This is a genomic window from Cryobacterium sp. PH31-L1 (genome assembly GCF_030063145.1).
Lineage (GTDB): Bacteria > Actinomycetota > Actinomycetes > Actinomycetales > Microbacteriaceae > Cryobacterium.
On the sequence record NZ_JASISM010000028.1, the window covers coordinates 1 to 585 of the forward strand.

Consider the following 585-nt stretch of genomic DNA (forward strand, 5'->3'; position numbering starts at 1 on the left):
GCCCAGCGACGACCCGAAACCGCCCACGGAATCCTCGGCCCGCCCGAGCGACAGCGACACCGAATCGGTTGCGTCTGCCGAGTCGGCTTGCGCCCGCTCGAACCGTTTCTGTGCGGCTGCAGCCCGCTCGGATGCGGTCGACAGGCCGCGTTTCGCGGTCTCTCGGCGTTCCTCGGCGGCGGCGATCTGGGAGGCCTTGGCGTTGCCGGTGGCGCGGACTTCGGCAAGGAGCTGCTCGGCGACGCGGACGCGTCCGGCGGCGTCGGCTTCCTTGTCGCGGGCGGTCGTGAGGGCGTCGCCGAGCTTGTCGGCGCGCGCTTTGGCGGCCTCCAGTCCGGTGCCCATCGACTCGCCCGCCCGGCGCCCGCTGTGGCACCCCTCCGGGGCGCGCACCGATGCGCGCAGCCGCGGCACCTTCACCGTGTTTTTTACCCCGTGCTGTTTCAGGGACCTGTCGACTTTGTTGGCGGTAGTGAGCTAGAGATGGGTCTCTCCGTGATATACCGTGCCGGGGGAGAGTGGCGGGTCGTCTCCGTGGGGCAATGCCTGCTTTCGATGATGTGAATGCGCCGTGCCCGCCCGGAC

Annotated in this window: 1 protein-coding gene; it reads right to left on the reverse strand. The window is 70.1% G+C overall.

All coding sequences use genetic code 11. The features are described from left to right. On the reverse strand, positions 1-345 hold a 345-nt coding region (locus tag QMF22_RS17320), incomplete at its 3' end, for a hypothetical protein (RefSeq protein WP_283455890.1). Between the last annotated feature and the right edge of the window lie 240 nt (positions 346-585).